A 25,367-nucleotide genomic window follows, 5' to 3' on the forward strand; every position below is an offset into this window, starting at 1 on the left:
TCCATCATTTCACTGCGCCGGCGGTAAGGCCGCGAACAAAGTACCTGCCGCCGAACAGATAGATCAGCAAAGTCGGCAGGGCTGCGATGATCACCGCTGCGCTCTGCACGCCATGCTGGGGAATATCTGCGACCGCGGCAGACAGCGCGATGAGTGCGGCCGTGACGGGCTGCTGCTGGCCGGTCGTGAAGGTCACGCCAAAGAGGAACTCGTTCCAGATATGGGTGAACTGCCAGATCACCGTGACGATCAGGATCGGAGACGAGAGCGGCAGAATGATCCGCCAGAAGATGCGAAAGAATCCGGCGCCGTCGATGCGCGCGGCCCGGATCAGTTCGTGCGGAATGGCGATATAATAGTTTCGACAGAACAGCACGGTGAAGGAGAGCCCCTGGATGGTGTGAATCAGCACCAGACCCGTCAGCGTATTAATGAGGCCGATGTCCCGCAGCACGATGGTCCAGGGCAGCAGGCGCATCTGCTGCGGAAGGAAGAGGCCGAGCGTCACGATGCCATAGATCCAGTTGTCGCCGCGAAAGCGCCAGAGCGACACGGCGTAACCGGCGACGGCACCAAGCAGGGTAGAGACGATGGTCGCGGGAATCGTGATCAGCGCGGAGTTCAGCATATACGGCCGGATGCCAGAGCATGTCTCGGCGACGCAGAAGCCGCTCCAGGCGAGGGCGTAATTGCCCCAGGCCAAATGTTGCGGCCAGCCGATCATCGACCCCTGTGCGATCTCCTCGTTCGTCCGGAGCGAGTTCAGCACGACGACGACCAGCGGCGCGAGATAGCCTGCCGCGAACAATGTCACGACGAGATAGATCAGGATGCGGCCCGGCGTGAAGGATCGGTCACGCATGGTTGGCCTGCCGTCGTTGGACATAACGCCACGCCGCATAGGGCAGCAGCACCGCGAGCAGGATCAGCAGCATCAGGACCGCCGCTGCGGCACCGCGGCCGAGCTGGCTGCGCTGGAACATCAAATCATAGACGACGAGGGCCGGTAGCTGGGTCGCGATTCCCGGTCCGCCATTGGTGAGTGCGCGGACGAGGTCGAAGGCCGAAATCGCAAACTGCAACTGGATCACGACGACGGTGATGGTGATCGGCCAAAGCGTCGGCAGGATGACGCGCCAATAGGTTCGGATCGGCCCGGCGCCATCGATCTGCGCGGCCTTGATGATGTCGGCATCGACGGAGCGAAGGCCGGCCAGGAAGAGGGCCATGGCGAAGCCGGAGGATTGCCAGATCGCAGCGATCACGATGGTCCAGATCGCCATGTCGCGGTTGACGAGCCAGTCGAAGTGGAAGGCAGTCCAGCCGAGGTCATGGGCGAGCTTTTCGATCCCGATGCCGGGATTGAGAAGCCAGCTCCAGACCGTGCCCGTGACGACGAACGACACGGCCAAGGGATACAGGAAGATGGTCCGCAGCACGTTTTCGCCGCGAATGCGCTGATCGAGCAGGATCGCGAGCAGGAGGCCGGTGATCAGGCTGAGCAGCACGAAGGCGATGCCGAACAGCAGCAGATTGTCGAAGGCAATCTGCCAGTTCCGCGACGCGAGGACCGCGGTGTAGTTGCGCAGGCCAACCCAGCCCGAGACCGGAATGAGGGTGGACGGCGTGAACGAAATCCAGATCGTCCAGATCGAAAACGAAATGAGGTGCGCTGCTGACAACAGCAGCGGCACCCAGATCATGAGATATTCGGGCAGCCGGCGCACCGCTTCAGAGGTCGCCGACCGGCCCGGTTGCGTTGCTGTCGAGGCGGCGTTGGTCAACGCGAGCTCTCGACGGCCTCGGCGAGGCGCGTGACAGCCTCCTCCGGCTTGATCGTCTTGTTCTTCACATATTCGGTGATGACGTCGATCATCGCAGCGGTGAGGCCGTTTTCCTGCGCCATGTTGTGCGCAACGCTCAGGACGGCCTGGTTGCTGGCGACCGCGTCTTTCAGCGCTGCTGCGGTCCGCCGCTGGCCATCCGACCAGCCTTCACCGGACAGATCGACATCGGTGCGCACGGGGATCGATCCGGTGATCTGCGAGTACATGGTCTGGATCGCCGGATCCATCACGAGCTGAGCCATCAGCATCTGGCCGGCCTGGAGGTCGGCCTCCTTGCGCTGCCAGAAGATGAAGGCATCGGCATTCAACAGGAACACCGGCTTGCTATTGTCACTGGGGCCGGGGGTGATGACGTAGTCGTCGAACTTGAAACCGGCGTTCTTCAACACGCCCTGTGCCCAGCCGCCCATGATCAACATGCCCATGTCGCCATCGACGAAACGCTTCAGATTGGTGGCATAGGGTTGGGCGCCGACATTGGGGTCACACCAGTCGGCGATCTTGCGCGTCTGTGCGAAGGCCGCCTTGATCTCGGGCCCCTGCAGGGCCTTCTTGTCGAGATTCATGATGGCAGCGCGGTATGCCGTCGGGCTGATGCCGGCGAAGGAGGCCTCGAACTTTTGCCCGTCATCGGGGCGGGTGCCGCCGTTGGCGATGGGATAGGCCATGCCGGCCGACTTCATTTTCTCGGCAAGAGCATTGAAGTCAGCCCAGGTGACGGGGACCTTGTCCGCCTTGGCCTTGTCCATCCCGCGCTTGGAGAGAAACAGCATGTTCGTGCTGTAGATCTGCAGGGGCAGCGCGATCCACTTGCCCGCCGGCTTGTGCAGTTTTGCAAGGTCCGGCGCGACGACCTTCTCGTAGCCCGCAGCCGCGACCACGGCGTCGAGATCGACGGTCGGAGCGATCTTCGACCAGGCGGCAATCTCGGGACCCTTGAGCTGCGAGCAAGCCGGCGGATCGCCGGCGATGATCTGGGCCCGCAGCTTGTTCATCATCTCGGTGGTGAAGCCGGGGACGGGCGAGTGCTGCCAGATGCCGCCTTTCTCCTCGAACTTCTTGCCGAGCGCCGTGATGGCGGCTCCATCGCTGCCCGCGGACCATTGCGAGATTGCGGTGAGGCGCGGCTTGACCGCGCCTTGCGCGCGGGCGAGGGCCGGAAACGCAAGTGCGGCAGCGGATCCAGCGAGCAGACGACGCCGTGTTGTTGTGATTGGCATGGCAGTTTCTCCCGGGTGTGAAGTTGTTTGCGCGATTTTGGCGCTGTTGTTGGCGTGCGCGAGCCGCACGCGGCTTACGTCATGTCAGGCAGCCTCCGTCGATGCGGACGGCATTCCGCCAGATCTCGCCAGGCAGAACCCAGCGAAGGCGAGGGCTGCCTGCGGATCATTGCCGTTCGAGGGCGGAACGAAGGCGAGCGACATTTGCGCCAGTTTCCGTCCGCCCAACAGGCATGCATCGATCCCGTCAACGACGGCTTTTCGGTCATCTTCCGTGAGAAGCGATGGCCAGCCGCTGACGACAACGCCGCGGCATGGCTTGACGTTCAATGTGTTGCCGATGGCAAGGCCAAGCCGGAAGAGGCGCTGGCGCAATTCCTGGCGAACCCGTGCTGTGAGGGGGATCGTGGTCACCCAATCACTGCCGAGCTGGAGCAGTTCGGCCTCGGTGGTGCGCAGCAGCTCGGCCAGCGCCGGCAGCGACGTGTAGGCTTCGACGCAGCCATGATGACCGCAGCGGCAGCGGGGGCCGCCGGTTCCGAACACCATGTGGCCGAGCTCGACCGGGTCGAGCGCGTCATCTTCGATCGGATCGTCCACCCAGGCGCCGGCGACGCCCTGGCCGACGAACACGAACAGATGCGCGTCGTCGAACGGGTAGTTGTCCGTGCGGCAACGATGGAAAGTGGCGTGCGCCACCACCGAATTGGTGAAAGTGACCGGCACACCCGCGAACAGTTCGCCGAACATGTCGCCGATCCGTTCGACATCGCAGGGAATGATCGGGTTGCCGAACTCACTCAGCCGGCCGAGGCCTGGAACGGTGACGCCGACCTGCGCTAGTCCGATGCGGCGCCGCCGTGTCCAGTCTCGCAGCAAGACCAGCGCCTCGCGAAATACGCGGCCGACGGATTCGACGGTCGGCTTCTTCGGCAGCGGCACGCGCTCGGTGTAATGCAGTTCGCCCGACAGACCGCCAACGCCGACGCTGAGCCAGCGTTCGGTGAGCTCGAGCGCCGCGAGCGCCACCGTACGATCGAGCGACACCAGACCCGTCGGGCCGCCGACATAAGGGGCAGGGCGCCTGACTTCCTCGATCAGGCCTTCTGCTTTCAGATCAAACAGGATGCGCGACAGGCTCGCTTCGGACAGGCGCACGGCCTTTGCCAGCGGCGGCCGGAACGAGCCGCCGGACTGCAGTAGATGAGTCAAAATGGCAGCGCGCGTCTGCCGCCGACTTCTCGGCTGCTCCGGCATTTCCATCCCTATCGTCATTCTTACTTAGGGTAAGAATTTGCCCGCGGAGCGTTTCAACTGTCAAGCGCTTGTCGGCGTGATGCGTGCACTTGTTGTTGTGCGGGGCACAAGACGAGGGGCGGCCTCATCAGTTCGTAGGGTGCGCAAACGAAAACGGCGCCATCGTGAGATGGCGCCGTTTCGAAAGCCTTGTCGGCCAGGACTTACTTGCGATCCTTCATCGCGACGTAGTCGCGGCGGGTGACGCCGGTGTAGAGCTGGCGCGGACGGCCGATCTTCTGCTGCGGGTCCTCGATCATCTCGCTCCACTGGCTGATCCAGCCAACGGTGCGGGCGACCGCGAACAGCACGGTGAACATCGAGACCGGGAAGCCCATCGCCTTCAGCGTGATGCCCGAATAGAAGTCGACGTTCGGGTACAGCTTGCGGTCGATGAAGTACTGGTCGCTGAGCGCGATCTTCTCGAGCTCGAGCGCCACCTTCAGCATCGGATCGTCGCCATGACCGGTCTCCTTGAGCACGGCGTGACACATCTTCTGCATGATCTTGGCGCGCGGATCGTAGTTCTTGTAGACGCGATGACCGAAGCCCATCAGGCGGACTTCAGAATTCTTGTCCTTCACCTTGGCAATGAACTCGGGGATCTTGTCGACGGAGCCGATCTCGGCGAGCATCGCAAGCGCGGCTTCGTTGGCGCCGCCATGGGCCGGGCCCCAGAGGCAGGCGATGCCGGCGGCGATGCAGGCGAACGGGTTGGCGCCGGAGGAGCCGGCGATACGCACCGTCGAGGTCGAGGCGTTCTGCTCGTGGTCGGCATGCAGGATGAAGATCTTGTCCAGCGCGTCGGCGAGCACCGGATTGATCTTGTACTCCTCGCACGGCACGGCGAAGCACATGTTGAGGAAGTTCTCGGCGAAGGTGAGCGAGTTCTTCGGATACACGAAGGGCTGGCCGACCGTGTACTTGTAGGCCATCGCCGCCAGCGTCGGGATCTTCGCGATCATGCGCATGGAAGCGATCATGCGCTGCTTCGGATCATTGATGTCGGTGGAGTCGTGGTAGAACGCGGCGAGCGCGCCGACCGAAGCCACCATCACGGCCATCGGATGGGCGTCGCGGCGGAAGCCCTGGAAGAACCGGGCCATCTGTTCGTGCACCATCGTGTGATGGATCACGCGATCGTCGAAATCCTTCTTCTGCGCGGCGGTCGGCAGGCTCCCGTAGAGCAGCAGATAGCAGGTCTCGAGGAAGTCGCCGTTCTCGGCGAGCTGCTCGATCGGGTAGCCGCGGTATTCCAGCACGCCAGCGTCACCGTCGATATAGGTGATCTTGGACTGGCAGCTCGCGGTCGAGGTGAAGCCGGGATCGTAAGTGAACAGGCCGGACTGGCCGTACAGCTTGCCGATATCGATGACATCAGGTCCGACGCTGCCGCTGTGAATCGGAAGATCGTAATTCTTGTTTCCGACCGTCAGCGTGGCGGTCTTGTTGCTTGGTTTTGCGTCCATCGTTGGTCCCCGATGTGTGGTGAAACGGGCCGGAGCCGGAGGCCCCCGGGAAGAAGATGGGGCAGGCCGGATGTTCCAGAATGTACGGGGAGATGGGTATATTATTGCTGTGTGCGCTGCAAGATCATGGCAGCCATGGCCTCCTTACGCCTTAGACTAGTCCGTGGACTGATCCTTGAGCCGGCCAAGGCTTTCCTGGCGTCCGAGCACGTCCAAAACCTCAAATATGCCTGGTGATGTGGTGCGGCCGGTCAGCGCCGCCCGTAACGGTTGGGCGACTGCGCCGAGCTTGAGACTATTTTCCTCGGCAAAAGCGCGCAGCGCGGCTTCCGTGGCGGCGCCGCTCCAGCTCTCGACATTCTCCAGCGCGGAATGAAGCTGGCCGATCAGCTTGCGGTTCTCAGGCGTCAGCAGGGCTGCCGCCTTGGGATCGAGCTGCAACGGCCGGTCGGCGAAGATGAAGTAGGCGCCGTCGATCAGCTCGATCAGCGTTTTGGCGCGCTCCTTCAGGGCCGGCATGGCCTTGAGAAGCTGGGCGCGCGTGGTGTCGTTTAACTTGGCCTTAATCTCGTCGCGGGCGGGCACGACGTGATCGAGCACGTCCTCGAACATCTTCACAAGCGATTGATCGTCGGCATGGCGGATGTAATGGCCGTTGAGATTCTCCAGCTTGGCGAAATCGAAGCGGGCGGCAGCACGGCCGACGCTTGCGAGATCGAACGCGGCGATCATCTCCTCGGTCGAGAAGAGTTCCTGGTCGCCATGGCTCCAGCCGAGCCGCACGAGGTAGTTGCGCAGCGCCGCCGGCAGGTACCCCATGGCGCGATAGGCATCGACGCCGAGCGCGCCGTGCCGCTTGGAGAGTTTCGAGCCGTCCGGGCCGTGGATCAGGGGGATGTGCGACATGCTCGGCAGCGCCCAGCCCATCGCATCGTAGATCTGCTTCTGGCGGGCGGCATTGATCAGGTGGTCGTCGCCGCGGATGACGTGGGTCACGCCCATATCGTGGTCGTCCACGACCACCGCGAGCATGTAGGTCGGGTTGCCATCGCCGCGCAGCAGAACGAGGTCGTCGAGGTTCTCATTCTGCCAGACCACGCGGCCCTGCACCTGGTCCTCGATCACGGTCTCGCCGGTCTGCGGCGCGCGCAGGCGGATGGTCGGCTTGACGTCGGACGGTGCCGTTGCCGGGTCGCGGTCGCGCCACAGGCCGTCATAGAGACGGGTGCGGCCCTCCGCGCGCGCCTTCTCGCGCATCGCGGTCAGCTCCTCGACGGTGGCATAGCAGCGATAGGCCTTGCCATCGGCAAGCAGCTGCTCGGCGACCTCGCGATGCCGGGCGGCGCGGCTGAACTGATAGATGACATCGCCATCCCAGCCGAGCTCCAGCCATTTCAGGCCGTCCAGAATTGCGCCGATCGCGGCCTCGGTGGAACGCTCCCGGTCGGTGTCCTCGATCCGGAGCAGCATCTTGCCGCCGCGCTTCTTCGCATAGAGCCAGTTGAACAGCGCGGTGCGGGCGCCTCCGATATGGAGGAAGCCGGTCGGCGAGGGAGCAAAGCGGGTGACGACGGAATCGGTCATTCTTGGCGGGGCCTATGCATTGGAAGCGGTGGTATATAACAGGACCGGCGCATAACTAAAGCCCGGCAGCGGACCGCCAAGTCCATGCTTAAGCCCTTGGCTCAGCCACGCGAATTTGGCAGAAGGACCGCTGATTTCCCTACAGGATTTTCGTAATGACAGAACCGGTGGCGACTGAGGTTGGGCGCGATTTCATTCGTGACATCATCCAGGCCGACCTCGATCAGGCCAGGTACAAGGAGATCGTGACTCGGTTCCCGCCGGAGCCGAACGGTTACCTGCATATCGGCCACGCCAAGTCGATCGCCCTCAATTTCGGCATCGCCCAGGAGTTTCCCGGGCGCTGTCACCTGCGCTTCGACGACACCAATCCGGTCAAGGAAGAGCAGGAATATATCGATTCCATCCAGGCCGACGTGCACTGGCTCGGTTACGACTGGGGCAAGAACCTGTTCTTCGCTTCGGACTATTTCGACCGCCTGTACGAATGGGCGGAGAAGCTGATCCGCGATGGCCTGGCCTATGTCGACGACCAGTCCCAGGAGGAGATTCGCCTCGCGCGCGGCACGCTGACCGAGCCCGGCAAGAACTCCCCGTTTCGCGACCGCACGGTGGATGAGAATCTCGACCTGTTCCGCCGCATGAAGGCGGGTGAATTCCCGAATGGCGCGCGCGTGCTGCGGGCCAAGATCGAAATGTCTTCGGGCAACATCAATCTGCGCGACCCCGTGCTGTACCGCATCCTGCATGCGCACCATCCGCGCACCGGCACCAAGTGGAGCATCTATCCAAGCTACGACTATGCCCACGGCCAGTCGGATGCGATCGAGGGCATCACGCACTCGATCTGCACGCTGGAGTTCGAGGACCACCGGCCGCTCTATGACTGGTTCATCGAAAAGCTGCCAGTGCCGTCGAAGCCGCACCAGTACGAAATGGCGCGGCTCAACATCACCTACACGCTGCTGTCCAAGCGCGTGCTGACCCAGCTCGTCCGCGACGGCCATGTCGCCGGCTGGGATGATCCGCGCATGCCGACCATGGCGGGCATGCGCCGCCGTGGCGTGCCGCCGGCAGCACTTCGCGAGTTCATCAAGCGCATCGGCGTCGCCAAGGCCAACAGCGTCGTCGATGTCGGCATGCTGGAGTTCTGCATCCGCGAGGAGCTCAATCGCACGTCGCAGCGGCGCATGGGCGTGCTGCGGCCGCTCAAGGTCGTGATCGAGAACTATCCCGAAGGGCAGACCGAGGAGCTCGAGGCGATCAATCATCCCGATGATCCCAGCGCCGGCACGCGCAAGATCAATTTCGGCCGCGAGCTCTATATCGAGCAGGACGATTTCATGGAGAACCCGCCGAAGAAGTTCTTCCGCCTGTCGCCGGGCAACGAGGTGCGGCTGCGCTATGCTTATTTCGTCAAGTGCACCGGTGTGATCAAGAACGACAAGGGCGAGGTGGTGGAGCTGCGCTGCACCTACGATCCCGCGACCAAGGGCGGCAACGCGCCCGACGGCCGCAAGGTCAAGGCGACCATGCATTGGCTACCGGCGGCCAATTCGGTGCCGGCTGAGATACGAATCTACAACCAGCTGTTCGCCAATCCGAGCCCGGACGCCGCGAACTTCGCGGCCGATCTCAATCCGCAGTCGCTGGAGATTTTATCCGACGCGCGGATCGAGGCCTCCGTTGCGGAGAGCAATGCGACCGAGCCGATGCAGTTCGAGCGCCAGGGCTATTTCGTGCGCGACAAGGACTCGAGGCCGGGCAAGCCGGTGTTCTCACGCACCATCGGCCTGCGCGATACGTTTGCCAAGGAAGTCGCGAAGGGCTGAGGGACGCAACATGAGCAATGAAGCCGATACCGTTGTTTCCACAACCATCGCGAAATGGTGTGCCGGCTTCGCGACGCTCGACGCGGCCGCGCTGTCGTCGCTTTACTCCAGGAATGCGTTCTTCTTCGGCTCCAACCCAAAGCTCTATCGGGGCAGGGACGGCGTCGCCGACTACTTCAACGGCCTGCCGCGCTGGCGCAAACCGAGCGCGGCGTTTTCCGAGGTCAATGCAGCTCAGGCCGGTCCTGACCTGATCAACATGGGCGCCACCATCACGTTCGATCTCGCCGGCGAGCGCCCGGATTTCATCGTCAAGATGAGCTGGGTCATCATCCGCGAGGACGGCGACTGGAAGATCGTCAATCACCATGCCTCGGCGAAGGCGCCGCTGATTTAGCTCCACCGGCCTCGTCATTCCGGGATGGCCCGAAGGGCCAGGCCCGGAATCCATAATACCGGTTCGTGGCTATCGATTCCGGGCTCCCGACTTCGTCGCGCCCCGGAATGACGGAGGAATACGAACCGAAGCTCGCTCAACGCGTTGAGGTGGATCCAACCAAGGATTCCCCATGCAAAACATCGCAGAGCATATGGAAGTCATCGGCGCCGACGGTGTCCATGTCGGCACGGTCGACAAGGTCGAAGGTAACCGCATCAAGCTGACCAAGAAGGACAGCGGCGAGGGCAGCCACAAGGGCCACCACCATTTCATCGACAAGGGTCTTGTTGCCGGTGTCGAGGGCAACAAGGTCAGGCTGTCGGCCAAGGCGGACGTGGCCGTGACGATGGAAGAGGAAAAGTAGGGCTGCGGCTCCTTCGTTCCTGATCCGTACCGCTATTCGGCAGCCTGCACGTTCCGGTAGCCTCTGCGCCCGTCTGATATCGCAGGGTTGCCAGGGAATGGCGGAGCCGGGCCGGCCACAACGCGCCTCGCAGGGTATCGCCGGGACCTGGCCCACAGGCGGGGCCGCGTCGGCCGGCGGACTTGTGCCGACAGGGTTGGGCGTCTGGCCCGCGATCGCCGGAACGCTACGCGAATGGGCAAGGGCTGAAGCCGGCGCCGGGCGGCTGTTCCCCTGGGTGCCGATCGCCTTCGGCTGCGGCATCGCGCTTTATTTCGCCGCCGATCATGAGCCGGTGCTGTGGGTCACGGCTGCGATGGCGGTCGCGCTGACGCTCGGCGCGGTCCTGTTGCGGCGGAGCCGGTGGTTTGCGCCCGCGATCATCATCGCGGCGGTCGCAGCCGGTTTTGCAATTGCGACCTGGAAGACGGCACGCATCGCGCATACCGTGCTCGAAAAGCCGCTTTATTCCGTGTCGCTGTCGGGCTTCGTCGAGACCCGAGACATCCGCGAACGCACCGACCGTTTCGTGCTGCGCGTCACCGCGATGGAGGCGCAGCGCAGCGACGTGATGCTGGAGCGCGTCCGTCTCTCCGTGCGCAAGGGGGCGGCGCCCGATGTCGGCAGCTTCGTGCAGTTGAAGGCCCGGCTGATGCCTCCGCTCGCGCCGCTGCGGCCGGGCAGCTACGATTTCTCGCGCGACATGTTCTTCCAGGGCATCGGCGCCTCCGGTTTCGCGATGGGGGCGATCACGGTGTCAGCGCCGCCTGATGCCGGCGGCCTTCACTTGCGCTATGCGGCCGTCATGCAAGGCCTGCGCGACACGATCGACGCGCGCATCCGCGCCGTGCTCGATGGCGACAACCGCGCCATCGCGACCGCGCTTTTGACCGGCCGCCGCGACGCCATCACCACGCCCGTCAACGACGCGATGTTCATCTCGGGCCTCGGTCATGTGCTGTCGATCTCGGGCTATCACATGGCTGTCGTCGCCGGCGTCGTCTTCTTCGCAGTCCGGGCGTTGCTCGCACTGATCCCCGGGCTCGCGGTCGGCTTTCCCATCAAGAAATGGTCGGCAGCTGCGGCGCTGGTCGCGTCCGCATTCTATTTGCTGCTCTCGGGCGCTGAGGTCGCAACGCAAAGATCGTTCTTCATGACTGCGGTGGTGCTGCTCGCTGTCATGGTCGATCGCCGCGCCATCACCTTCCGCACGCTGGCGGTGGCGGCGCTGATCGTGCTTGCGGTGGCGCCGGAAGCACTGGTGCATCCGAGTTTTCAGATGTCGTTCGCCGCGACGCTGGGGCTCGTCGCGCTGGTACAGATCGGCATGCCGAACCTGTTTGCCTCGCCGGATCATTCCGCGACCGCGCGCATCGCGCTGTGGGGCGGCCGCGAGATCGCCATGCTGTTCATGGCCTCGATGATCGCCGGGTTTGCGACCACGCCTTATGCCGCCTTCCATTTTCACCGCATCACGCCGTACGGTGTGCTCGCCAATCTTGGCGCGATGCCGGTGGTGTCCGCGCTGGTGATGCCGGCGGGGCTGCTCGGACTGCTCGCGGCACCCTTCGGACTCGACGGTGTGTTCTGGTGGCTGATGGGAATCGGCATCGACTGGATGGTGGCGGTGTCGCGCTGGGTGGCCGCGCTGCCCGGCGCGATCGGCCACGTCGCGGCCTTCGGGACTGCGCCGCTGATTGCAGCCAGCCTCGGCCTGATCCTGATGGGTCTGTTGCGCTCGCCACTGCGCTGGTCGGGCGCGTGCGTGCTCGTGGCGGCGACGATCTGGGGCCTGTCCGTCCGGCAGCCCGATATTCTCATCGCCGGCGACGGCCAGAACGTCGCGGTGCGGGGCAGGGATGGGCAACTGCATCTGATCAGGACGAAGAAGGACAATTTCCTGCTGAAGGAGTGGCTCGCGGCGGATGCTGATCCGCGCGATGCTACGAGCGCCTCGCTCGGTGATGGTGTGTCGTGCGACGAGGCCGGCTGCGTGATGCCGCTCGCCGACGGCCGCATGATTGCGCTCTCGCTACGCATCGACGCCCTGGCCGACGATTGCAGCCGTGCCGCGCTGGTGGTGACGACAAGGCCGGCGCCGCCGGATTGCGCCGCGATGGTGGTCGATCGGCCGCGTCTTGCGCGCCAGGGTGCGCTGGCGCTGACGCAGCGTGGCGACGGTTTTGCGATCCAATCGGTGAAGGCGAGGGGCGCAAACCGCCCCTGGTCGCCGGCGGCGGCCGGCGATGGAGATTTCGAACAGATCCTCATGCCGCGGTCGGCAGCTCCGCGCGCCAAAGATGCGACTCCGTCGGAGGCCGATCTTCAAGCCGAGGACTGAAGTCGACTTTTCAGCCGATCGGCAGGCGCGGGGGCGTCGTCGTGCGGCTGTCGGCGACCACTTGCGGCTTTTGCTCACGCTCGCCGAGCGGCTGCGTCACGGGCAGTTGCAGCACGGTCGCGCGCTGGCCCTCGACGAGCTGCGTCACCAGCACGTATTTGCCATCGGGGAATTCGATCGCGTCGTGATGACGATCGGGAATGTGCGGATCGATCTTGCCGAACTTGCCGACGCGCGAGTTGACGGTGCGCGTCCAGATCCACCTGTTGTCGTAACGGACGTTGTCGGCGAAGGCGAGCTCCGTTCCCGGCAGCAGGCAGACCGCGACCGACATATCGGCTTCGGAGGCGAAGCCGCGCGTCGAGGTGCCGCGGAAGGTTGTCGTGACGATCGTCTCGCCGACTTCTGCGGGACGCGTCGCAACGGCATGCAGGCTATAGTCACACATCGGGTGCTCCTCAGTCAGGATAGCAACCCGCGCCTCTGTCTTGCGAGGCGCAGGCCTCTATCAGAGTGGAAGCGTAAAAAACTCTGCCCGGTTGTAGGCAAATCTGCGGCTCGCGTGCGCGAGCCGCGATCACATTATCTTTCCCAAATCCGTAGGAACAAAGCCCACCCGCGCGCATTTTGCAGGCGCGCTACAGCGACCTGAACTGCCTTGTGCGTGCCGAGGATGTCGCGCTGGGAGAGGGGGCTGGATAGCCTGTGCAAGACCGGAAAAACTATCCAGCCGAGCGGACAATCGTCCGCTCCAATCGTCGATCGCGCGTGAGCGCTCAATACTTCCGGTACAGCCCGATCAGCTTGCCCTGGATCTTGACCCGGTTGGGCGGCAGGATGCGGACCTCATAGGCGGCATTCGCCGGCTCGAGCGCGATCGAGGCGCCGCGGCGCCGGAAGCGCTTCAAGGTTGCCTCCTCGTCATCGATCAGAGCGACCACGATATCGCCGGTGTCACAGCTCTCGTTGCGCTGGATCAGCGCCATGTCGCCGTCGAGAATGCCGGCTTCCACCATCGAGTCGCCGCGCACTTCGAGCGCATAGTGCTCGCCCGCACCGAGCATGTCGGGCGGGACGCTGATGGTGTGGCTGCGGGTCTGCAGCGCCTCGATCGGGGTACCGGCCGCAATCCGGCCCATGACGGGCACCGCGACGGGACGCTCGCCCTCTTCGGCGGACGGGCTGGACGTCGTACGCACCTTGCCGAGATTGCCCTCGATGACGCTCGGCGTGAAACCGCGGCGGCTCCCGGCGGCGGCCTGGAGCTCAGGCAGCTTGATCACCTCGATCGCGCGGGCACGGTTGGGCAGGCGGCGGATGAAGCCGCGCTCCTCCAGCGCCGTGATCAGGCGATGGATGCCTGACTTCGAGCGCAGATCGAGCGCATCCTTCATCTCGTCGAAGGAGGGCGGCACGCCGCTTTCCTTCAGGCGCTCGCTGATGAACCGCAGGAGTTCGTATTGTTTGCGCGTTAACATCTCGACCAAAATCCCCCTGACGATGTCGTTCGATTCCGAGACGCTGAATTTCAGCAATAAGCCGCTACATGCTCGAAACAAATCATGAACGGACACTATATGTTCGATACATGTTCCGCAACTGCTTAATTTACAGTGAACGCGACAAACTTCGCGGAACGGTTGCGAACGCTGCAGTCAGGCGGGCAGTCGCAACACCTCGCAGGGCGCTCCCGCTTCGGCCTTCGGCGCGAACGGCGCGCGCACGAGAAGTGCCTGTGCCGCAGCGAGATTCGCAAGCAGCGAGGAGTCCTGGTGGTTGACGGGAAGCGCGACGAGCGTGCCATCATCACGCAGATCGAGGCGCGCGCGCAGGTAATCCTCGCGCTGGTCATTGGCGCCGACGTCGCGGCCGAGCACGGCGCGTTCACGGCGGTGATGGACAACCGAGCGGCCCGACAACGCGCGAATCAGCGGCACCATGAACAGGAAGCCGCAGACGTAGGATGACACTGGATTGCCGGGCAGGCCGATCACGCGCATCGCCCCGAGCTGTCCGTTCATCATCGGCTTGCCCGGCCGCATCGCGATCTTCCAGAATGCCATCGCGGTGCCTTCGTCGCGGAGTGCCTGCTGCACCAGATCGTGGTCGCCGACCGAGGCGCCGCCGGTCGTGATCAGGATGTCGGCGCCGGATTCGCGGGCGCGGCGGATGCCTGATGCGGTTGCAGCAAGCGTGTCGGCGGCAATCCCGAGGTCGATGGTGTCGGCGCCTTCGCTGCGGGCGAGGGCGTGCAGGGCGTAACCGTTGGAATAGACGATCTGACCGTGGCCGGGTGTGCTGCCCGGCATCACCAGCTCATCACCCGTCGCGAGAATCGCGACCTTCGGACGGCGGCGGACTGCGAGCTGCGGATGATTCATGCCGGCGGCGAGCGCAAGGTCGCGCTCGGTGAGCCGCGCACCTTTGCGCAGGAGCACGTCACCCTCGCGGAAGTCGATGCCGGCCGGGCGTATATGCCGCCCGGTGACGGCGGCTTCCGTGATCGTGATGCGGCTGCCGTCGGCGACGGTGTCCTCCTGGATCACGACCGCATCCGCGCCATCGGGCACGACACCGCCGGTGAAAATCCGCACGGCTTCGCCCGAGCCGACGGTGCCTCCGTAGGGACGGCCGGCTGCGACCTCTCCAATGACAGTGAGCTGCGTGTCGACCTTGGCTGCATCAGCCGCACGAACGGCATAGCCATCCATCGCCGACATCGCCTGCGGCGGCTGCGTCCGCCGCGCCGCGACATCGCGCGCGAGCACGCGATGGAAGGCTTGATCAAGGGCGATGGTTTCTTCAGGCAGGGGCTCCGCGCCGGCAAGCACCGCGGCGAGCGCATCGGATACCGGCATCAGGGCCACGGGTGAAAACTCCAGCTGCGCCCGTTCGGGCAAATCGGCGGCGAGAGTTCTAGCCGAGTGCAGGCGCAGAGGCAAAACGGGGGGCGCGCAGGATTTATCCTGTGCCATCCGCTCGGCGACGAAGGTGGAGCATCAAATGCGTTGCGGCAAATGATCCAAACGGGCGAGGCTGACCTGGACGCGGATCGCCGTGGCGAGGACGAGAGCCACGGCCGGTGTCGGTCAGGTCCCCGGCACCTTGGCCGGACTGACGTCCGGCGCTTTTGGATCCTTGTCGGGCATAGGATCGGCCTGTGCCTTCAGGTCGGCCGCCTTGCTGATCAATTTTGCTGAAAGCTCAGAATCCGAGGTGGTCCTGGCGAATTTCATCAGCAGGGAGGCCTGCTTGGTGAGGTAGGTTTTGCCCAACACGTCGATACGTCCGATGTAGAATTCCCAACGGACTCATGAGTCCGGAGGCGGTCATTCGTTCCCGGAACTTCGTATAAAAATGCACAGAGCGTTTTGGTTCCTGGGTTCCGGGCGAAATTGTTCCGGAATCACCGGGTCAGATCCCCAGCGCCCGCAGCGCCTTCCCGACATCGGTGGGCGAGGTGACGTGCACTCCGGTCAGCCCTCGGGCCCGGGCGCCTTCGACGTTCTCGGCGAGGTCGTCGAAGAACACGATCCGGTTCGCCGGCACGCCGATCGCGGTGACGACATGGTCGAAGGCTTCCGCATCCGGTTTGCGCAGGCCGATGCTGGAGGACAGATAGAGCTCGCGGAAATGGCCGAGCAGGTCGGCATATTCCTTCGAGAAGTAATCCACGTGTGGGCGGTTGGTGTTGGAGAAGGCATAGACCGGCATCTGCCGCGCTGCGCGCGGCAGCAATTCTGCGATGTCGGGCATCTCGCCGGCGAAGATCGCGTTCCATCCCTCCAGGAACTGCGCATCCGAAATGCCGATGCCGAGCGATGAGCGGAGCGACTGAAAGTAATCCTCGTCGCTGATCTTGCCGACCTCGTGCAGCCGGTAGGCCTCGTCGCGCACATAGCGCGCGACGATGGCTTCGGGCATGCAGCCCGCATGTCCCGCCCAGCAGGCGATCGCCTTGGAGAAATCGATGTCGAGCACCACGCGCCCGAGATCGAACAGGAGCGCATCCGCGCTGCCGGGAGAGAGCGAGGTCACTTGCGTCCTTTCAATCAGTATCGATACGGCTCGTGGTCGAACAGCGGGAAAGCGCTGAAGACGCTCGGCGCATTGGTCGCGGTGGCCGGATGCAGGCAGGATTTGTTGACCTCGGCGAACGAGGTGGTGCCGAGCAGGCCGAGGCAGCGCAGCACCTCGTCCTCGAGCAGTTCGAGCATCCGCGTGACGCCGGCCTCGCCGGCCGCAGCCAGGGCCCAGCATTGCAGCCGGCCGATGCCGACGAGGTCGGCGCCCGCCGCGATCGCCTTGACGATGTCGGTGCCGCGACAGATGCCGCCGTCGACCATGATCTTGGCGCGGCCCTTCACGGCGTCGACGATCTCGGGCAGCACATGCATGGCGCCGCGGCCGTGATCGAGCTGGCGGCCGCCATGGTTGGAGACGTAGATCCACTCGACACCGTGATCGACCGCGATCTGCGCGTCCTCGGCGGTGGCGATGCCCTTGAGGATCAGCGGCATCTTGAACTTGTCCTTGACCATCTTCACGGTCCGCCACTCCAGGCCCTTCTGGTAGTCTCCACCGGTGGCGCGCAGGCGGCTCTCGCGAACGTAACGCTTGGCGATGTCACGCTCACGACGGCTGTAATGGGCGGTATCGACGGTCAGGCAGAAGGCGGCATAATTGGCCTTCTCGGCGCGGCTGACGACGTCGGCGACGAATGCGTCATCGCCGCGGACATAAAGCTGGTACATGCGCAGCGCATCGGGCGCGGCCTCGGCGGTCTTTTCCAGGCCCGGCTCGGAGACCGAACTCAACATGTGCGACGCGCCGAACGTGCCGGCCGCGCGCGCGACGCTGGCGGCGCCATGCGGGTCGAAGATCTCCAAGGCGCCGACGGGGGCGAGCACCACGGGCAGGCGCATCTTGCGGCCGAACTGCTCGACCGAGCCGTCGACCTTGCGCACGTCACGCAGCACACGCGGGCGGAAGGCGATCTCGTCCAGCGCCATGCGGTTGCGGCGCATCGTGGTTTCGGTCTCCGCGGCGCCGACGATATAGTCCCAGGCATTCTGGTTGAGGTTGGAGCGCGCCTTCCGGACGAATTCGTGCAGGTTCTGGAACGGCTCGTTGCTGGCGCCGAGTTCGACGTTTCTTTCCGGCTGGATGCGCGGCGCGTCGTTCATTGTTGTCCTCCCGAGAATTTGAAGCCTTATTGTCCTCGCCTATCGTGTCCGGCCCTCCAAAACCATCCTAAAATCGCATACCTGCGAAGCGTGGACGGGCCGACCGATTCCCGTCTGGCGAGAACGGTTTCAGAACGTTGCCAAAAGTTTAGGTTTGGGGCCAAGGCTTTTTGGCGAAGGGATTTTTACGGCCCTGCAAGCGGGCGTGGCATCCCGGCCTTGAAGAAACCTGAATGGTATTGTGAACAGCGGGCTGGATCGCCATTTGCGTGGCGCCCCAGAGCCCCAAAGCGAAAAGGCCAGTCTATCCATGCGGAAAACCCTGCTGTTCCCCCTGGGCGCGCTCACGGGAGCGTGTCTGACCCTTCTGGTAGCCAGTCCGCACGGCGGTGTCTGGGCGGCACGGGCGGCGGCGGGCGTAGGCGCGGACGATGCCTATTCCCAGCTCAATCTGTTCGGCGAGGTCTTCGAGCGCGTGAAGGCGAGCTATGTCGAGAAGCCTGACAACGCCAAGATGATCGAAGGCGCGATCACCGGCATGGTGACCTCGCTCGACCCGCATTCGCGCTACATGAACGCCAAGGCCTGGACCGAGATGCAGGAGACCACCTCCGGCGAGTTCGGCGGCCTCGGCATCGAGGTCACGATGCAGGACGGCCTGGTCAAGGTCGTTTCGCCGATCGACGAAACGCCGGCGTCCAAGGCCGGCATCATGTCCGGCGACCTCATCAGCAAGATCGACGGCGAAAACGTGCAGGGCATGACGCTCGAACAGGCCGTCAACAAGATGAAGGGCCCGGTCGACACCAAGACCAAGCTCACCATCATGCGCAAGGGCGCCGATGCCCCGCTGGATGTCGCGATCACGCGCGAGATCATCCATGTCCGCCCCGTCCGCTTCCACGTCGAGAACGGCGACATCGGCTACATCCGCGTCACCTCGTTCAACGAGCAGACCACCGACGGCCTGAAGAAGGCGATCGCCTCGATCTCCAAGGACGTCCCGCCGGAGAAGCTCGTCGGCTACGTGATGGACCTGCGCAACAATCCGGGCGGCCTGCTTGACCAGGCCGTGTCCGTGTCGAGCGCGTTCCTGCAGCGTGGCGAGGTCGTCTCGACCCGTGGCCGCAATCCGGAAGAAACCCAGCGCTTCACCGCGCATGGCGGCGACCTCACCAAGGGCAAGCCGCTCGTGGTCCTGATCAACGGCGGCTCGGCCTCGGCGTCTGAGATCGTGTCCGGCGCGCTGCATGACCACAAGCGCGCAACCCTGATCGGCACGCGCTCGTTCGGCAAGGGCTCGGTGCAGACCATCATCCCGCTGGGCGCCGGCAACGGCGCGCTCGCGCTGACCACGGCGCGCTATTACACGCCGTCGGGCCGCTCGATCCAGGCGCAAGGCATCGCGCCCGACATCGAGATCCTCCAGGACGTCCCGGCCGAGCTGAAAGGCCGCGTCGACACCATCGCGGAGTCGCAGATGCGCGGCCATTTGCAGGCCGCCGAGGGCGCCGAGCAGACCGGATCGCAGTCCTATGTCCCGCCGGAAGAGAAGGACGACAAGGCGCTGCACGCGGCCTATGACTTCCTGCACGGCGTCACCGTGAATGCGGCAGCCGCGAAGCCGGCGCCGAAGGCCACGGTGCCGAACTAGGCTCTACCGGTCATTGCGATCGTCGAAATCGCCCGGGAGTGGATCACCGCTCCCGGGCGAATTGTTTTCGGGTGCGGTCTTGAGCGCGGCGTCTCTTGCGAGGCGCTAGCTTGCTTCGCGGCGCCGGCTTTCGTGGCCGTCGCGCTGGGCGAGGCGGCTGCGATGGAGCGCGAACAGCTCCACGACCTTGTCGGCCGGCTTTGCGGCGCTGAACAGATAGCCCTGCATCTCGGTGCAGCCGAGTGCGCGCAGCAGGCGCTGCTGCTCCTCGGTCTCGACGCCTTCGGCAGTGGTCGCCATGCGGCGGGCGCTGGCGAGATTGACCACGGCCTGCACGATGCTGGCGGAGCCGTCGGGACCTGCGATGTCGTTGACGAAGCAACGGTCGATCTTGATCTTGTCGAACGGGAAGCGGTGCAGGTAGCTGAGCGACGAGTAGCCGGTGCCGAAATCGTCGAGCGCGATGCGGACGCCGATGGCACGGAGCTGGTGCAGGATCGCAAGCGCGGTGTCGTCGTCGCGGATCAGCACGGCCTCGGTGATCTCGAGCTCGAGCCGGCTCGCCGGCAGGTTGGAGGCGGCCAGCGCCGCCATGATCTTCAGTGCCAGCGTGCCGCTCTTGAACTGCACCGGCGAGACGTTGACCGCGAGGCGGATGTCGTCGGGCCAGGAGGCCGCGTCGCGGCAGGCGGTCGCCAGCACCCATTCGCCGATCTCGTTGATCAGCCCGGTATCCTCCGCGATCGGGATGAACTCGGCCGGCGAGACCATGCCGCGTTTGGGATGACGCCAGCGCACCAGCGCCTCGCAACCGGCGATGCGGTCGTCCTTGAGGCTGAGGCAGGGCTGGTAATAGACCTCGAGCCCGCCTTCGAGCCCGCCTTGGGCGATCGCGTGCCGGAGGTCGATCTCGAGCTGGCGCCGCTCGCGCACCTTGGCGTCCATCTCCGGCTCGAAGAAGCGATAGGTGTGGCGGCCGGCCGATTTGGCGGCGTACATGGCCATGTCCGCGTTCTTGAGAATCTGGTCCAGAGCCGTGCCGTGTTCCGGCGCCAGCGCAATGCCGATGCTGGCGTCGGTGGTGAGATGATGGCCCATGCAGTCGAACGGCGCCCGGATCGCCGCAAAGATCCGCGCAACCAGCTCGTCGACCTGGTGCTGTGAGGTCACTGCGCTTTGCACGATTGCGAATTCATCGCCGCCGAGCCGTGCCACGAAATCGGTCGGGCCGGCGCAGTCGCGCAGGCTCTTCGCCACCGACTTCAGCAATTCGTCGCCGACGAGGTGGCCGAGCGCGTCGTTGACGCCCTTGAATTCGTCGATGTCGATGTAGTGGATCGCGACCTGTTCGCCGTGGCCGATGGCGAGGAGCTCCCCGCGCAGATGCTCGTGGAACATGGCGCGGTTCGGCAGATCGGTCAGTGCGTCGTAATGGGCGAGGTGGGTGATGCGCTCCTCGATGCGACGGCGTTCGGTGATATCCTCGTGCGTCGCGACCCAGCCGCCGTCGTCCAGAGGCTCGTTGACGATCTGGATCGATCGGCCATCGCTGGTGTCGATGATCATGGAGTTGCGCACGTGGACGTCGCGCAGCACGCGCGCGGCATACTGGTCGACATCGCCCGTGAAGGAGCCCGTGGCCTTGCGGTGCGCGATGATGTCGCGGAAGCTGTACCCGGGTTTGACGATGTCGGCGGACAAGCCATACATCTCGATGTAGCGCTGGTTGCAGACCACGAGCCGCTGCGATGCGTCGAACAGCAACAGGCCCTGGGTCATGTTGTTGACGGCGCGGTCGAGGCGCTGTTTCTCCAGCGTCATCCGCTCCCGGGACAGGCGGTGCTGCTCGAGGAGCTTGCGCACGATCGCGATCAGGACGCCTGCGATCGCAAGCGCGGAGGCGCCGGCAACCGAAATCAGGATGCCGATCTGCTCGCGCCAGTCGGCGAGCGCCGCCGCACGCGTGGTCGTCGCCATCATCAGGATCGGGAAGTGCGGCAAGACGCGCACCGAGGCCAGCCGGTCCTCGCCGTCGACCGGGCTCACGATACGCCCGGCGAAATGGTCGCGCGCGAAGATCTGCTGCTGCTCGAACGAGCCGTTCCTGAAATTGTGTCCCATCATGTCGCCGGAATGGGGATAGCGGGCAAGCAGGGTGCCGTCCCGGTGCAGCATCGAGATCGTGGCGCCTTCGCCGAGCATGACCGTCTCGAAGAACTTCTCGAAATTGGCCGGTTCGATGCCGCGTCCGACGATGCCCATGAACTCGCCGTGCGGGCCCATGATCCTGCGCACGATCAGGATGGTCCATGCGCCGGAGATGCGGCTGTGCACCGGTTCGATCAGCACGTCGGGCGACTGCGGGTCGTATCGGAAGGTGCGGTAATAAGCCCGATCGGTCACGTTGACCTTCGGCGGCGGCCATGCCGTCGAGGAATTGATCACGTTGCCGTCGGCATCGATGATGTTGACGCCGCCCATGTAGGGTAGCGCGTCGATCTTCGAGCGCAGCATCCGGTGCACGTCCTGGCCGGAGAGGCGGTTGCGGAAGTCTTCTGCGGTCGTGATCCCGTTCACGCGCACGTGGTCGACGAAATCCTTCTGGATGACCGCGAAATCCTGCAATTGCTGATCGAAATGATGGGCGAGCAGCAGCACGGTGTTTTCCAGCTCGCGGCCGGAGTTGCGCAGCGCGCGCTCGCGGAAATTCTGCGCCATCAGCACCGCGCCGACGGCGATGGCCGCGATCAGGAGGGTACCGCCCACCACGAGCCAGCGGATCGGTCCGCTGCGCACGAAGGCCTGGTCGAGCAGGCGACTGCCGTATTTCGTCATCATTCGATCATTGCCGCGCACACGTCAGGGTCGGTTCGTGATCCCTGTAACATCCGTCGGTTTACGGGATCGATGTGGAGGCGACGTTAGGAAGCGCGGTTAATGCGACATGAACCAGAACGCGCAAATGCGATCTATGCGCATGGCGAGGAGGGTGCAGCTTTTGCCTGCGAGGGTCGCGATGGCAGTCAGTTCTTGCCGGTCGCAGCGACGTCAACCAGTGCTTAACCATCTAACCTGTTGACGATCCTCGACGCCACATTGGCGCGCAGTTTGCACACCAGGTTCGTATCGACGCAGAGAGGATACGATCATGAACAGGACCTTGAAGAAATTTTGGGCCGACGAATCCGGTGCGACGGCCATCGAATACGGTCTGATCGCAGCCGGCATCGCGCTCGCCATCATCACCGTCGTGAACGGTCTCGGCAGCAAGCTCAACACAAAATTCGGATCGATCAGCGCGTCGCTGCGCTGACGGGGCGCGTTTCGCTTCGCGTCAGCGTCGTCACCACGATCAGTGCCGCGATGATGTTCGTCGCCGCGCTGATCAGGATCGGCAGCGTGTAGCTGTGATTGAGATCGTAAGCGAAACCGGCGGCGCTTGGGCCGATCAGCGTGCCGAAGGCGACGCTCGTGTAGAGGATGCCGATGATGCCGCTGACGTTGCGGCCGCCGAAATAGTCCATCACGACGGCCGGCAGCACTGCGACCCAGCCGCCGTAGAACACGCCGTAGACGAAGGCGAACGCAGCGAGCTGCCAGGCATGGGTCGAGACTGCCCAGATCGCCAGAGCCGCCGCCATGCCGACAAACATCGACAGCAGCGCGGACGTTCGGCCCATGCGATCGGCAAGTCCGCCGAGCAGGAACCGGCCGGCGGTGCTGCCGATTCCGATGACGCCGAGCAATAGCACGGCGGTTGCGGGCGCCACGCCGTGGTCGCCCGCATAGGGGACGAGATGCACGAAGGGTACGAAGACGCCGAACGCGCAGATCAGGCAGGCAACATAGAGCGCGATGAAATTGCGTGAATGCACCGCTTCAGCGACGGACGCACCGTCCGGACGATTTGAACCTGTCGCCGGCGGTGCGTCGCCGTCGGGACCCAGACCGCGACCGCGCGGATCGTTCTCGATGAGCAGCGCCAGACCGGCGCCGACGGCGGCTGCCAGCAGGCCAAGCACAATGTAGGCGCCACGCCAACCCAACATCTCGATCAGGAACGTCGCGAGTGGCGGCATCGCGAGCGTACCGACTCCGATTCCGCTGACGGCAAGGCCCGAGGCAAAGCCGCGCCGGCGCACGAACCAGCGCTGTACTGCGCCGATCGCCGGCACGTAGGCGCAGCCAACCCCGATTCCGACCCCAAGCCCATAGGCCAGATAGACCTCGACGAGATTGCGCGCAAAGCCGGCGGCGACGAGCCCAAGGCCGGTGAGCAGCATGCCAGTCACCGCCAGCACGCGCGAACCGAAGCGATCGGCGAGCGGGCCACTGACGATGCCGAGGCCAAAATAGAGGAAGCCTGCGAGCGAGAATACCAGTGAGACCGAGCCGCGCGAGGCGCCGAACTCAAGCTGCAGCGGCGTGAGGAACGCGCTGAACGTGTAAGCGGAGCCGAATCCGACCAGCGTGACCGCGAATGCGCCGGCGACGACGAACCAGCCGTGGAAAATGCCCCGATGAGCCAATGTAGACTGAGCAGTCATTGTTGCCTCCAGGCGGTGAGGGACGGATGGCGGCGGTGCCAGGATGTCGCGCGCTGAAACGCGGCGCCAGCACGCACGAGCGTGGTCTCGTCGAGATGGGCGGCCACAATCTGGAACGCGATCGGCAGTCCGTCCTTCGATGCACCGCCCGGGAGCGTCATCGTGGGATGGCCGGTCATGTCGAACGCGCAGGTGTAGCGCTGCAGCTTCACGATCAGATCAGGCTGCTCACCGAGCGTCTGGATCATGGCGAGAGTTATTGGCGGGAACGGGTGGGCCGGGATCAGCAGGAGATCGATGGTCTCGAACAGCGCCGCAACGCGGCCCCGTAACGACAGGCGCCGCAGCAGAATCTTCTGATAGTCGAGTGCCGAGAGCGCGCGACCGGCCTCGAGGACCGAGGCGAGCACCGGGCCATACTCGCTCTTGCGCGCAGGATAGGTCACCTCGTGCGCGTTGGCAGCTTCCACCGCACAATTCGGCGCCCAGTCGGCGATCGCGTCGGTGACGTCAGGAAACCGGATATCGACGAAATCAGCGCCAAGCGTGCGGAACACATCGATGACGTCGGCCAACACACGGTGCGTCGCGACGTCCACGTCGTCGCTGTTCCAGGCGGCGTCCACGCCGATCCGCAAGCCCTGCACGTCGTGTGTGGCTGCGGCAAGATAATCCGGGACCGGATCGAGCAACGAGGTCGGGTCGTTTACGTCGTGTCCGGCGATCACGCCGAGCAGTACGCCGGCATCTGTGGCACTCCGACAGATTGGTCCCACGTGGTCGAGTGTCGCGGCCAGTTCGAATGTGCCGTGACGGCTGACGCGGCCCCAACTCGGCTTCAGCCCGGTCAGTCCGTTGGCGGCACATGGCCAGCGGATCGAGCCGCCCGTATCAGAGCCGAGTGAGCCGAAGCAAAGTCCGGCGGCCGTGGCGACTGCCGCCCCGCTCGATGAAATGCCCGGCCAGTAGTCCGGATTCCAGGGATTTTTGGGCGGCGTCACCGATGGATGGTGATCGGAATATGCGCCCTCGGTGAGTTGGACCTTGCCGAGCACGACGGCACCCGCGTCCTTGAGTCGGCGCACGACGGTCGCGTCTTCATGAGGGCGAAAATCTCGATGAAGTGTGGTGCCGGCCGCCGTCGGAACACCCTTGGTCCAGATCAGATCCTTCAGGGCAATCGGCACGCCATGCAGCGGGCCCCGATACTTGCCTCGTGCCAATTCGGCGTCCGCGGCTTTCGCCTCGGTGATGGCGGTTTCCGCCATCACGTGCACGTAGCTGCCGAGTTCGGAGTCAATGGCGTTGATGCGGTCGAGTTGCGAGCGCGTGACGTCCAGCGAGGACAGTTCGCGCGTCTTGAGGCGTGCCGCGAGGTCGGTGAGTTCGAGATAGTGCAGGGCGTCGGTCACAGCTCGCTTCCTCCATTCCATTGATCGCAATGACGCTCGATCGCAAAAGCAAGCGACACCTGTATAAGTGCAATACAGGTGTCGATTGCGTCAACCGGTAAATGTGCTTTACTGGTGTTTAGATTGCCGGGAGTTCC

At 64.3% G+C, this 25,367-nt stretch carries 21 protein-coding genes; 6 read left to right on the forward strand and 15 right to left on the reverse strand.

All coding sequences use genetic code 11. The annotated features are described in order from the left end of the window. Positions 1 to 4: 4 nt before the first annotated feature. The 6 genes from JQ631_RS08685 to gltX all read right to left on the reverse strand — a co-directional run bounded on the left by JQ631_RS08685 (position 5) and on the right by gltX (position 7,416). The gene (locus JQ631_RS08685; RefSeq protein WP_212325485.1) at positions 5 to 862 is read right to left on the reverse strand and encodes a carbohydrate ABC transporter permease; all 858 of its coding nucleotides are present in this window, start codon (positions 860 to 862) and stop codon (positions 5 to 7) included. Continuing rightward, entirely contained in the window at positions 855 to 1,784 is a 930-nt protein-coding gene (locus JQ631_RS08690; RefSeq protein ID WP_212325487.1) for a carbohydrate ABC transporter permease, read from the reverse strand. Before JQ631_RS08690 ends, JQ631_RS08685 begins: the two co-directional genes overlap by 8 nt. Then, a complete protein-coding gene (locus JQ631_RS08695) occupies positions 1,781 to 3,067 on the reverse strand; it encodes an ABC transporter substrate-binding protein (protein WP_212325488.1) in 1,287 nt (428 codons plus the stop codon). The genes JQ631_RS08690 and JQ631_RS08695 overlap by 4 nt, the downstream gene beginning before the upstream one ends. Before the next feature lie 84 nt (positions 3,068 to 3,151). Further along, a complete protein-coding gene (locus JQ631_RS08700; RefSeq protein ID WP_212325489.1) occupies positions 3,152 to 4,330 on the reverse strand; it encodes an ROK family transcriptional regulator in 1,179 nt (392 codons plus the stop codon). Between the two features lie 197 nt (positions 4,331 to 4,527). Continuing rightward, positions 4,528 to 5,832 (reverse strand): citrate synthase, encoded by a 1,305-nt coding sequence (gene gltA / locus JQ631_RS08705; protein ID WP_212325490.1) that lies wholly within the window; start codon positions 5,830 to 5,832, stop codon positions 4,528 to 4,530. A 156-nt stretch (positions 5,833 to 5,988) separates the two neighbouring features. Then, positions 5,989 to 7,416 carry a glutamate--tRNA ligase gene (gltX, locus tag JQ631_RS08710; protein ID WP_212325491.1) on the reverse strand — a complete coding sequence of 476 codons (1,428 nt, stop codon included), beginning with the start codon at positions 7,414 to 7,416 and terminating at the stop codon, positions 5,989 to 5,991. Positions 7,417 to 7,571: 155 nt separating this feature from the next. Between gltX and JQ631_RS08715 the strand changes: the two genes are divergently transcribed. The 4 genes from JQ631_RS08715 to JQ631_RS08730 all read left to right on the forward strand — a co-directional run bounded on the left by JQ631_RS08715 (position 7,572) and on the right by JQ631_RS08730 (position 12,431). After that, on the forward strand, positions 7,572 to 9,248 hold the full coding sequence (locus JQ631_RS08715; RefSeq protein WP_212325492.1) for a glutamine--tRNA ligase/YqeY domain fusion protein: 1,677 nt from the start codon (positions 7,572 to 7,574) through the stop codon (positions 9,246 to 9,248). A 10-nt stretch (positions 9,249 to 9,258) separates the two neighbouring features. After that, a complete protein-coding gene (locus JQ631_RS08720; RefSeq protein ID WP_212325493.1) occupies positions 9,259 to 9,645 on the forward strand; it encodes a nuclear transport factor 2 family protein in 387 nt (128 codons plus the stop codon). 172 nt (positions 9,646 to 9,817) lie between these two features. Further along, positions 9,818 to 10,051, forward strand: coding sequence for a DUF2171 domain-containing protein (locus tag JQ631_RS08725; RefSeq protein WP_015685840.1), 234 nt, complete (start codon positions 9,818 to 9,820; stop codon positions 10,049 to 10,051). 97 nt (positions 10,052 to 10,148) lie between these two features. Continuing rightward, on the forward strand, positions 10,149 to 12,431 hold the full coding sequence (locus JQ631_RS08730; RefSeq protein WP_212325494.1) for a ComEC/Rec2 family competence protein: 2,283 nt from the start codon (positions 10,149 to 10,151) through the stop codon (positions 12,429 to 12,431). A 10-nt stretch (positions 12,432 to 12,441) separates the two neighbouring features. On the opposite strand, the gene JQ631_RS08735 is transcribed toward JQ631_RS08730, so the two are convergent. From JQ631_RS08735 to JQ631_RS08760, 6 genes are all read right to left on the reverse strand, one after another. After that, on the reverse strand, positions 12,442 to 12,879 hold the full coding sequence (locus tag JQ631_RS08735) for a hypothetical protein (RefSeq protein WP_212325496.1): 438 nt from the start codon (positions 12,877 to 12,879) through the stop codon (positions 12,442 to 12,444). 328 nt (positions 12,880 to 13,207) lie between these two features. Next, positions 13,208 to 13,909 carry a transcriptional repressor LexA gene (lexA, locus tag JQ631_RS08740; protein ID WP_212325498.1) on the reverse strand — a complete coding sequence of 234 codons (702 nt, stop codon included), beginning with the start codon at positions 13,907 to 13,909 and terminating at the stop codon, positions 13,208 to 13,210. Between the two features lie 177 nt (positions 13,910 to 14,086). Continuing rightward, entirely contained in the window at positions 14,087 to 15,298 is a 1,212-nt protein-coding gene (locus JQ631_RS08745; RefSeq protein ID WP_212325500.1) for a molybdopterin molybdotransferase MoeA, read from the reverse strand. A gap of 222 nt (positions 15,299 to 15,520) precedes the next feature. Continuing rightward, on the reverse strand, positions 15,521 to 15,709 hold the full coding sequence (locus tag JQ631_RS08750; protein WP_212325502.1) for a hypothetical protein: 189 nt from the start codon (positions 15,707 to 15,709) through the stop codon (positions 15,521 to 15,523). A gap of 136 nt (positions 15,710 to 15,845) precedes the next feature. After that, positions 15,846 to 16,469 carry an HAD family hydrolase gene (locus tag JQ631_RS08755; protein ID WP_212325504.1) on the reverse strand — a complete coding sequence of 208 codons (624 nt, stop codon included), beginning with the start codon at positions 16,467 to 16,469 and terminating at the stop codon, positions 15,846 to 15,848. Between the two features lie 14 nt (positions 16,470 to 16,483). Beyond that, positions 16,484 to 17,617 carry an alpha-hydroxy acid oxidase gene (locus tag JQ631_RS08760; protein ID WP_212325506.1) on the reverse strand — a complete coding sequence of 378 codons (1,134 nt, stop codon included), beginning with the start codon at positions 17,615 to 17,617 and terminating at the stop codon, positions 16,484 to 16,486. A 310-nt stretch (positions 17,618 to 17,927) separates the two neighbouring features. Between JQ631_RS08760 and JQ631_RS08765 the strand changes: the two genes are divergently transcribed. Then, entirely contained in the window at positions 17,928 to 19,271 is a 1,344-nt protein-coding gene (locus JQ631_RS08765) for a S41 family peptidase (RefSeq protein WP_212325508.1), read from the forward strand. A 105-nt stretch (positions 19,272 to 19,376) separates the two neighbouring features. Here JQ631_RS08765 and JQ631_RS08770 read toward each other — a convergent pair whose 3' ends face one another. Beyond that, complete coding sequence (locus JQ631_RS08770) at positions 19,377 to 22,109, reverse strand: bifunctional diguanylate cyclase/phosphodiesterase (protein WP_212325510.1); 2,733 nt, start codon at positions 22,107 to 22,109, stop codon at positions 19,377 to 19,379. A gap of 310 nt (positions 22,110 to 22,419) precedes the next feature. Here JQ631_RS08770 and JQ631_RS08775 point away from each other — a divergent pair, with 310 nt between their 5' ends. Next, positions 22,420 to 22,584 carry a Flp family type IVb pilin gene (locus JQ631_RS08775; RefSeq protein WP_212325512.1) on the forward strand — a complete coding sequence of 55 codons (165 nt, stop codon included), beginning with the start codon at positions 22,420 to 22,422 and terminating at the stop codon, positions 22,582 to 22,584. On the opposite strand, the gene JQ631_RS08780 is transcribed toward JQ631_RS08775, so the two are convergent. Both JQ631_RS08780 and JQ631_RS08785 read right to left on the reverse strand, forming a co-directional pair. Next, positions 22,565 to 23,818, reverse strand: a complete 1,254-nt coding sequence (locus JQ631_RS08780) for an MFS transporter (protein WP_212325514.1) — start codon at positions 23,816 to 23,818, stop codon at positions 22,565 to 22,567. The genes JQ631_RS08775 and JQ631_RS08780 overlap by 20 nt on opposite strands. Then, a complete protein-coding gene (locus JQ631_RS08785; protein WP_349644967.1) occupies positions 23,815 to 25,230 on the reverse strand; it encodes an amidase in 1,416 nt (471 codons plus the stop codon). The genes JQ631_RS08780 and JQ631_RS08785 overlap by 4 nt, the downstream gene beginning before the upstream one ends. Positions 25,231 to 25,367: the final 137 nt, after the last annotated feature.

The organism is Bradyrhizobium manausense (assembly GCF_018131105.1).
Lineage (GTDB): Bacteria > Pseudomonadota > Alphaproteobacteria > Rhizobiales > Xanthobacteraceae > Bradyrhizobium > Bradyrhizobium manausense_B.